Annotated in this window: 8 protein-coding genes; 6 read left to right on the top strand and 2 right to left on the bottom strand. The window is 34.0% G+C overall.

Annotation, left to right across the window (positions count from 1 at the left end):
- Positions 1-86 precede the first annotated feature (86 nt).
- Both rnpA and rpmH read right to left on the bottom strand, forming a co-directional pair.
- On the bottom strand, positions 87-440 hold the full coding sequence (gene rnpA, locus IDG60_RS17695; protein ID WP_001789343.1) for a ribonuclease P protein component: 354 nt from the start codon (positions 438-440) through the stop codon (positions 87-89).
- 120 nt (positions 441-560) lie between these two features.
- Positions 561-698 carry a 50S ribosomal protein L34 gene (gene rpmH, locus IDG60_RS17690; protein ID WP_000240855.1) on the bottom strand — a complete coding sequence of 46 codons (138 nt, stop codon included), beginning with the start codon at positions 696-698 and terminating at the stop codon, positions 561-563.
- A gap of 730 nt (positions 699-1,428) precedes the next feature.
- Here rpmH and dnaA point away from each other — a divergent pair.
- The 6 genes from dnaA to gyrA form a co-directional block, all read left to right on the top strand.
- Positions 1,429-2,790 carry a chromosomal replication initiator protein DnaA gene (gene dnaA, locus IDG60_RS17685; protein WP_001290433.1) on the top strand — a complete coding sequence of 454 codons (1,362 nt, stop codon included), beginning with the start codon at positions 1,429-1,431 and terminating at the stop codon, positions 2,788-2,790.
- 277 nt (positions 2,791-3,067) lie between these two features.
- Positions 3,068-4,201, top strand: coding sequence for a DNA polymerase III subunit beta (dnaN, locus tag IDG60_RS17680; RefSeq protein ID WP_000969811.1), 1,134 nt, complete (start codon positions 3,068-3,070; stop codon positions 4,199-4,201).
- Between the two features lie 380 nt (positions 4,202-4,581).
- Complete coding sequence (yaaA, locus tag IDG60_RS17675) at positions 4,582-4,827, top strand: S4 domain-containing protein YaaA (protein WP_001789359.1); 246 nt, start codon at positions 4,582-4,584, stop codon at positions 4,825-4,827.
- The gene (gene recF, locus IDG60_RS17670) at positions 4,824-5,936 is read left to right on the top strand and encodes a DNA replication/repair protein RecF (protein ID WP_000775113.1); all 1,113 of its coding nucleotides are present in this window, start codon (positions 4,824-4,826) and stop codon (positions 5,934-5,936) included. The genes yaaA and recF overlap by 4 nt, the downstream gene beginning before the upstream one ends.
- A 9-nt stretch (positions 5,937-5,945) precedes the next feature.
- Entirely contained in the window at positions 5,946-7,880 is a 1,935-nt protein-coding gene (gene gyrB / locus IDG60_RS17665; protein WP_000255578.1) for a DNA topoisomerase (ATP-hydrolyzing) subunit B, read from the top strand.
- A 36-nt stretch (positions 7,881-7,916) separates the two neighbouring features.
- Positions 7,917-10,576 (top strand): DNA gyrase subunit A (gene gyrA / locus IDG60_RS17660; protein ID WP_206161006.1); only part of this gene is annotated, 2,660 nt, incomplete at its 3' end.

The raw sequence follows: 10,576 nt of genomic DNA, 5'->3' as shown, positions 1-10,576 counted from the left end.
TAACCCTAAGGTCAGTCTTACGTTTGTCTGAGGTAAGACTTCGGGATGCGTTGAGTGGTTAATGTTTTCCTTCCCCTACCCTATCCTTACTTAATCTTTTTATTAAAAACTTTGGCAATTTTAAGTACGTGCTCAAGACTATTCTGTATTTGTAAAGTCGTCATATCTTTAGCTGGCTGTCTTGCTATTACAATAATATCTTTGGCCAATATATGCGACTTATGTACTTTGAAATTTTCACGTATTGCTCTTTTAATCTTGTTTCTTAACACTGCATTACCTAGTTTTTTAGAAACACTAATACCTAAGCGAAAATGGTCTATTTCTTTATTATTACAAGTGTATACAACAAATTGTCTGTTGGCTACAGAATGACCTTTTTTATATATTCTCTGAAAATCTGCATTCTTTTTAATTCGGTAAGCTTTTTCCAATAACATCACTCGCTTATTTATCGTTTTTATTTGAAGCTATATTTAAACTTCTATTGAGCTTATAACATAAATTTCTATTTATTCTTAATTTAAACGAAAAAAAAGATCACTGATGAGTCAGTGATCTTATGCAGATAAAACTTTACGGCCTTTACGACGACGGCGCGCTAAAACTTTACGGCCATTTTTTGTGCTCATGCGTTTTCTGAAACCATGAACTTTACTATGTTTACGTTTATTTGGTTGATAAGTACGTTTTACCATGCAAAACACCTCCATCTTTATACAGTTATCTAATATACCAGATTATGCAGACTCTGATCACTTTAATAGATAAGATTTTGCGTTTCTTAGATTAAAATTCTCGTATTAGCTCATTGATTATCTAGTCATAATTCAAGCAACTACTACAATATAACAAAATCCTTTTTATAACGCAAGTTCATTTTATACTACTGCTCAATTTTTTTACTTTTATCGATTAAAGATAGAAATACACGATGCGAGCAATCAAATTTCATAACATCACCATGAGTTTGGTCCGAAGCATGAGTGTTTACAATGTTTGAATACCTTATACAGTTCTTATACATACTTTATAAATTATTTCCCAAGCTGTTTTGATACACTCACTAACAGATATTCTATAGAAGGAAAAGTTATCCACTTATGCACATTTATAGTTTTCAGAATTGTGGATAATTAGAAATTACACACAAAGTTATACTATTTTTAGCAACATATTCACAGGTATTTGACATATAGAGAACTGAAAAAGTATAATTGTGTGGATAAGTCGTCCAACTCATGATTTTATAAGGATTTATTTATTGATATTTACATAAAAATACTGTGCATAACTAATAAGCAGGATAAAGTTATCCACCGATTGTTATTAACTTGTGGATAATTATTAACATGGTGTGTTTAGAAGTTATCCACGGCTGTTATTTTTGTGTATAACTTAAAAATTTAAGAAAGATGGAGTAAATTTATGTCGGAAAAAGAAATTTGGGAAAAAGTGCTTGAAATTGCTCAAGAAAAATTATCAGCTGTAAGTTACTCAACTTTCCTAAAAGATACTGAGCTTTACACGATTAAAGATGGTGAAGCTATCGTATTATCGAGTATTCCTTTTAATGCAAATTGGTTAAATCAACAATATGCTGAAATTATCCAAGCAATCTTATTTGATGTTGTAGGCTATGAAGTTAAACCTCACTTTATTACTACTGAAGAATTAGCAAATTATAGTAATAATGAAACTGCTACTCCAAAAGAAACAACAAAACCTTCTACTGAAACAACTGAGGATAATCATGTGCTTGGTAGAGAGCAATTCAATGCCCATAACACATTTGACACTTTTGTAATCGGACCTGGTAACCGCTTTCCACATGCAGCAAGTTTAGCTGTAGCCGAAGCACCAGCCAAAGCGTACAATCCATTATTTATCTATGGAGGGGTTGGTTTAGGAAAAACCCATTTAATGCATGCCATTGGTCATCATGTTTTAGATAATAATCCAGATGCCAAAGTGATTTACACATCAAGTGAAAAATTCACAAATGAATTTATTAAATCAATTCGTGATAACGAAGGTGAAGCTTTCAGAGAAAGATATCGTAATATCGACGTCTTATTAATCGATGATATTCAGTTCATACAAAACAAGGTACAAACACAAGAAGAATTTTTCTATACTTTTAATGAATTGCATCAGAATAACAAGCAAATAGTTATTTCGAGTGATCGACCACCAAAGGAAATTGCACAATTAGAAGACCGATTACGTTCACGCTTTGAATGGGGGCTAATTGTTGATATTACGCCACCAGATTATGAAACTCGAATGGCAATTTTGCAGAAGAAAATTGAAGAAGAAAAATTAGATATTCCACCAGAAGCTTTAAATTATATAGCAAATCAAATTCAATCTAATATTCGTGAATTAGAAGGTGCATTAACACGTTTACTTGCATATTCACAATTATTAGGAAAACCAATTACAACTGAATTAACTGCTGAAGCTTTAAAAGATATCATTCAAGCACCAAAATCTAAAAAGATTACCATCCAAGATATTCAAAAAATTGTAGGCCAGTACTATAATGTTAGGATTGAAGATTTCAGTGCAAAAAAACGTACAAAGTCAATTGCATATCCGCGTCAAATAGCTATGTACTTGTCTAGAGAGCTTACAGATTTCTCATTACCTAAAATTGGTGAAGAATTTGGTGGGCGTGATCATACGACCGTCATTCATGCTCATGAAAAAATATCTAAAGATTTAAAAGAAGATCCTATTTTTAAACAAGAAGTAGAGAATCTTGAAAAAGAAATAAGAAATGTATAAGTAGGAAACTTTGGGAAATGTAATCTGTTATATAACAGCACTAATAATAACTGTCATTTTTTACATTTCTATATACTAATGTGACAAGATGAGCAAAACTCATTTTGTGGATAATGTTTAAAAGTCATACACACCATACACAAGTTATCAACATGTGTATAACTTCGCCAAATCTATGTTTTTACGACTTATCCACCAATCCACAGCACCTACTACTATTACTAAGAACTTAAAACCTATATAATTATATATAAACGACTGGAAGGAGTTTTAATTAATGATGGAATTCACTATTAAAAGAGATTATTTTATTACACAATTAAATGACACATTAAAAGCTATTTCACCAAGAACAACATTACCTATATTAACTGGTATCAAAATCGATGCGAAAGAACATGAAGTTATATTAACTGGTTCAGACTCTGAAATTTCAATAGAAATCACTATTCCTAAAACTGTAGATGGCGAAGATATTGTCAATATTTCAGAAACAGGCTCAGTAGTACTTCCTGGACGATTCTTTGTTGATATTATAAAAAAATTACCTGGTAAAGATGTTAAATTATCTACAAATGAACAATTCCAGACATTAATTACATCAGGTCATTCTGAATTTAATTTAAGTGGCTTAGATCCAGATCAATATCCTTTATTACCTCAAGTTTCTAGAGATGACGCAATTCAATTGTCGGTAAAAGTGCTTAAAAACGTGATTGCACAAACGAATTTTGCAGTGTCCACCTCAGAAACACGCCCAGTACTAACTGGTGTGAACTGGCTTATACAAGAAAATGAATTAATATGCACAGCGACTGACTCACACCGCTTGGCTGTAAGAAAGTTGCAGTTAGAAGATGTTTCTGAAAACAAAAATGTCATCATTCCAGGTAAGGCTTTAGCTGAATTAAATAAAATTATGTCTGACAATGAAGAAGACATTGATATCTTCTTTGCTTCAAACCAAGTTTTATTTAAAGTTGGAAATGTGAACTTTATTTCTCGATTATTAGAAGGACATTATCCTGATACAACACGTTTATTCCCTGAAAACTATGAAATTAAATTAAGTATAGACAATGGGGAGTTTTATCATGCGATTGATCGTGCCTCTTTATTAGCACGTGAAGGTGGTAATAACGTTATTAAATTAAGTACAGGTGATGACGTTGTTGAATTATCTTCTACATCACCAGAAATTGGTACTGTAAAAGAAGAAGTTGATGCAAACGATGTTGAAGGTGGTAGCCTGAAAATTTCATTCAACTCTAAATATATGATGGATGCTTTAAAAGCAATCGATAATGATGAGGTTGAAGTTGAATTCTTCGGTACAATGAAACCATTTATTCTAAAACCAAAAGGTGACGACTCGGTAACGCAATTAATTTTACCAATCAGAACTTACTAAAAATAAATATAAATAAAGGATGACGTGATTAATTAAAACGTCATCCTTTATTTTTTGGCAAAAATAATTCTAGATGCGTATGTAAAATAAATTTGACAGCATTTTAAACAGCAAATAAAAGACGCCAATTAAATTTATGACAAATGTATCCAAAATTTAATAAGTGTGCTTATATGCCCTTTAAATTTAAAATTTTAATAGTCAATAACAAGTTGAATATTAAAGTTAAACGCCGTTAAATAGCGTTAAAAAATTGAAAATGACAGTATTGCCAAAAAATAAGAATTAATTATTTATATGTAAACGGTTTCTACCTCTATTTTAAATGAAATTTGTGACAAAAAAAGGTATAATATATTAATGACACACAAAGAAATGGAGTGATTATTTTGGTTCAAGAAGTTGTAGTAGAAGGAGACATTAATTTAGGTCAATTTCTAAAAACAGAAGGGATTATTGAATCTGGTGGTCAAGCAAAATGGTTCTTGCAAGACGTTGAAGTATTAATTAATGGAGTGCGTGAAACACGTCGCGGTAAAAAGTTAGAACATCAAGATCGTATAGATATCCCAGAATTACCTGAAGATGCTGGTTCTTTCTTAATCATTCATCAAGGTGAACAATGAAGTTAAATACACTCCAATTAGAAAATTATCGTAACTATGATGAGGTTACGTTGAAATGTCATCCTGACGTGAATATCCTCATTGGAGAAAATGCACAAGGAAAGACAAATTTACTTGAATCAATTTATACCTTAGCTTTAGCAAAAAGTCATAGAACGAGTAATGATAAGGAACTCATACGTTTTAATGCTGATTATGCTAAAATAGAAGGTGAGCTTAGTTATAGACACGGCACGATGCCATTAACAATGTTTATAACTAAAAAAGGTAAACAAGTCAAAGTGAATCACTTAGAGCAAAGTCGTCTAACTCAATATATTGGACACCTCAATGTGGTTCTATTTGCGCCAGAAGATTTGAATATTGTAAAAGGCTCTCCTCAAATAAGACGACGCTTTATAGATATGGAGTTGGGCCAAATTTCTGCTGTTTACTTAAATGATTTAGCTCAATACCAACGTATTTTAAAGCAAAAGAATAATTACTTAAAGCAGTTACAATTAGGCCAAAAAAAGGACTTAACAATGTTGGAAGTATTAAATCAGCAGTTTGCTGAATATGCAATGAAAGTAACTGATAAACGTGCACATTTTATTCAAGAGCTAGAGTCGTTAGCTAAACCGATTCATGCTGGTATCACAAATGATAAAGAAGCGTTGTCGCTAAATTATTTACCTAGTCTTAAATTTGATTATGCTCAAAATGAAGCGGCACGACTTGAAGAAATTATGTCTATTCTTAGCGATAATATGCAAAGAGAAAAAGAACGAGGCATTAGCTTATTCGGACCACATCGAGATGATATAAGTTTTGATGTGAATGGCATGGATGCTCAAACATATGGTTCTCAAGGACAGCAACGTACAACGGCTTTGTCCATTAAATTAGCTGAAATTGAGTTAATGAATATCGAAGTTGGGGAATATCCCATCTTATTATTAGACGATGTACTCAGTGAATTAGATGATTCGCGTCAAACGCATTTATTAAGTACGATTCAGCATAAAGTACAAACATTTGTCACTACGACATCTGTAGATGGTATTGATCATGAAATCATGAATAACGCTAAATTGTATCGTATTAATCAAGGTGAAATTATAAAGTAACAGAAAGCGATGGTGACTGCATTGTCAGATGTAAACAACACGGATAATTATGGTGCTGGGCAAATACAAGTATTAGAAGGTTTAGAAGCAGTACGTAAAAGACCAGGTATGTATATAGGATCGACTTCAGAGAGAGGTTTGCACCATTTAGTGTGGGAAATTGTCGATAATAGTATCGATGAAGCATTAGCTGGTTATGCAAATAAAATTGAAGTTGTTATTGAAAAAGATAACTGGATTAAAGTAACGGATAACGGACGTGGTATCCCAGTTGATATTCAAGAAAAAATGGGACGTCCAGCTGTCGAAGTTATTTTAACTGTTTTACATGCTGGTGGTAAATTCGGCGGTGGCGGATACAAAGTATCTGGTGGTTTACATGGTGTTGGTTCATCAGTTGTAAACGCATTGTCACAAGACTTAGAAGTATATGTACACAGAAATGAGACTATATATCATCAAGCATATAAAAAAGGTGTACCTCAATTTGACTTAAAAGAAGTTGGCACAACTGATAAGACAGGTACTGTCATTCGTTTTAAAGCAGATGGAGAAATCTTCACAGAGACAACTGTATACAACTATGAAACATTACAGCAGCGTATTAGAGAGCTTGCTTTCTTAAACAAAGGAATTCAAATCACATTAAGAGATGAACGTGATGAAGAAAACGTTAGAGAAGACTCCTATCACTATGAGGGCGGTATTAAATCGTACGTTGAGTTATTGAACGAAAATAAAGAACCTATTCATGATGAGCCAATTTATATTCATCAATCTAAAGATGATATTGAAGTAGAAATTGCGATTCAATATAACTCAGGATATGCCACAAATCTTTTAACTTACGCAAATAACATTCATACGTATGAAGGTGGTACGCATGAAGACGGATTCAAACGTGCATTAACGCGTGTCTTAAATAGTTATGGTTTAAGTAGCAAGATTATGAAAGAAGAAAAAGATAGACTTTCTGGTGAAGATACACGTGAAGGTATGACAGCAATTATATCTATCAAACATGGTGATCCTCAATTCGAAGGTCAAACGAAGACAAAATTAGGTAATTCTGAAGTGCGTCAAGTTGTAGATAAATTATTCTCAGAGCACTTTGAACGATTTTTATATGAAAATCCACAAGTCGCACGTACAGTGGTTGAAAAAGGTATTATGGCGGCACGTGCACGTGTTGCTGCGAAAAAAGCGCGTGAAGTAACACGTCGTAAATCAGCGTTAGATGTAGCAAGTCTTCCAGGTAAATTAGCCGATTGCTCTAGTAAAAGTCCTGAAGAATGTGAGATTTTCTTAGTCGAAGGGGACTCTGCCGGGGGGTCTACAAAATCTGGTCGTGACTCTAGAACGCAGGCGATTTTACCATTACGAGGTAAGATATTAAATGTTGAAAAAGCACGATTAGATAGAATTTTGAATAACAATGAAATTCGTCAAATGATCACAGCATTTGGTACAGGAATCGGTGGCGACTTTGATCTAGCGAAAGCAAGATATCACAAAATCGTCATTATGACTGATGCCGATGTGGATGGAGCGCATATTAGAACATTGTTATTAACATTCTTCTATCGATTTATGAGACCGTTAATTGAAGCAGGCTATGTGTATATTGCACAGCCACCGTTGTATAAACTGACACAAGGTAAACAAAAGTATTATGTATACAATGATAGGGAACTTGATAAACTTAAATCTGAATTGAATCCAACACCAAAATGGTCTATTGCACGATACAAAGGTCTTGGAGAAATGAATGCAGATCAATTATGGGAAACAACAATGAACCCTGAGCACCGCGCTCTTTTACAAGTAAAACTTGAAGATGCGATTGAAGCGGACCAAACATTTGAAATGTTAATGGGTGATGTTGTAGAAAACCGTAGACAATTTATAGAAGATAATGCAGTTTATGCAAACTTAGACTTCTAAGCGCTGTGAACTGAACTTTTGAAGGAGGAACTCTTGATGGCTGAATTACCTCAATCAAGAATAAATGAACGAAACATTACCAGTGAAATGCGTGAATCATTTTTAGATTATGCGATGAGTGTTATCGTTGCTCGTGCATTGCCAGATGTTCGTGACGGTTTAAAACCAGTACATCGTCGTATACTATATGGATTAAATGAACAAGGTATGACACCGGATAAATCATATAAAAAATCAGCACGTATCGTTGGTGACGTAATGGGTAAATATCACCCTCATGGTGACTCATCTATTTATGAAGCAATGGTACGTATGGCTCAAGATTTCAGTTATCGTTATCCGCTTGTTGATGGCCAAGGTAACTTTGGTTCAATGGATGGAGATGGCGCAGCAGCAATGCGTTATACTGAAGCGCGTATGACTAAAATCACACTTGAACTGTTACGTGATATTAATAAAGATACAATAGATTTTATCGATAACTATGATGGTAATGAAAGAGAGCCGTCAGTCTTACCTGCTCGATTCCCTAACTTGTTAGCCAATGGTGCATCAGGTATCGCGGTAGGTATGGCAACGAATATTCCACCACATAACTTAACAGAATTAATCAATGGTGTACTTAGCTTAAGTAAGAACCCTGATATTTCAATTGCTGAGTTAATGGAGGATATTGAAGGTCCTGATTTCCCAACTGCTGGACTTATTTTAGGTAAGAGTGGTATTAGACGTGCATATGAAACAGGTCGTGGTTCAATTCAAATGCGTTCTCGTGCAGTTATTGAAGAACGTGGAGGCGGACGTCAACGTATTGTTGTCACTGAAATTCCTTTCCAAGTGAATAAGGCTCGTATGATTGAAAAAATTGCAGAGCTCGTTCGTGACAAGAAAATTGACGGTATCACTGATTTACGTGATGAAACAAGTTTACGTACTGGTGTGCGTGTCGTTATTGATGTGCGTAAGGATGCAAATGCTAGTGTCATTTTAAATAACTTATACAAACAAACACCTCTTCAAACATCATTTGGTGTGAATATGATTGCACTTGTAAATGGTAGACCGAAGCTTATTAATTTAAAAGAAGCGTTGGTACATTATTTAGAGCATCAAAAGACAGTTGTTAGAAGACGTACGCAATACAACTTACGTAAAGCTAAAGATCGTGCCCACATTTTAGAAGGATTACGTATCGCACTTGACCATATCGATGAAATTATTTCAACGATTCGTGAGTCAGATACAGATAAAGTTGCAATGGAAAGCTTGCAACAACGCTTCAAACTTTCTGAAAAACAAGCTCAAGCTATTTTAGACATGCGTTTAAGACGTCTAACAGGTTTAGAGAGAGACAAAATTGAAGCTGAATATAATGAGTTATTAAATTATATTAGTGAATTAGAAACAATCTTAGCTGATGAAGAAGTATTACTACAATTAGTTAGAGATGAATTAACAGAAATTCGAGATCGTTTCGGTGATGATCGTCGTACTGAAATCCAATTAGGTGGATTTGAAGATTTAGAAGATGAAGATCTCATTCCAGAAGAACAAATTGTAATTACACTAAGCCATAATAACTACATTAAACGTTTGCCGGTATCTACATATCGTGCTCAAAACCGTGGTGGTCGTGGTGTTCAAGGTATGAATACATTGGAAGAAGATTTTGTCAGTCAATTGGTAACTTTAAGTACACATGACCATGTATTGTTCTTTACTAACAAAGGTCGTGTATACAAACTTAAAGGTTATGAAGTGCCTGAGTTATCAAGACAGTCTAAAGGTATTCCTGTAGTGAATGCTATTGAACTTGAAAATGATGAAGTCATTAGTACAATGATTGCTGTTAAAGACCTTGAAAGTGAAGACAACTTCTTAGTGTTTGCAACTAAACGTGGTGTCGTTAAACGTTCAGCATTAAGTAACTTCTCAAGAATAAATAGAAATGGTAAGATTGCGATTTCGTTCAGAGAAGATGATGAGTTAATTGCAGTTCGCTTAACAAGTGGTCAAGAAGATATCTTGATTGGTACATCACATGCATCATTAATTCGATTCCCTGAATCAACATTACGTCCTTTAGGCCGTACAGCAACGGGTGTGAAAGGTATTACACTTCGTGAAGGTGACGAAGTTGTAGGGCTTGATGTAGCTCATGCAAACAGTGTTGATGAAGTATTAGTAGTTACTGAAAATGGTTATGGTAAACGTACGCCAGTTAATGACTATCGTTTATCAAATCGTGGTGGTAAAGGTATTAAAACAGCTACGATTACTGAGCGTAATGGTAATGTTGTATGTATCACTACAGTAACTGGTGAAGAAGATTTAATGATTGTTACTAATGCAGGTGTCATTATTCGACTAGATGTTGCAGATATTTCTCAAAATGGTCGTGCAGCACAAGGTGTTCGCTTAATTCGCTTAGGTGATGATCAATTTGTTTCAACGGTTGCTAAAGTAAAAGAAGATGCAGAAGATGAAACGAATGAAGATGAGCAATCTACTTCAACTGTATCTGAAGATGGTACTGAACAACAACGTGAAGCGGTTGTAAATGATGAAACACCAGGAAATGCAATTCATACTGAAGTGATTGATTCAGAAGAAAATGATGAAGATGGACGTATTGAAGTAAGACAAGATTTCATGGATCGTGTTGAAGAAGATATACAACAATCATCAGATGAAGA

This window comes from Staphylococcus sp. EG-SA-2 (assembly GCF_017152085.1).
Note: the sequence above shows the minus strand (reverse complement) of the source record. Positions and strands in the feature narration are given on the sequence as shown.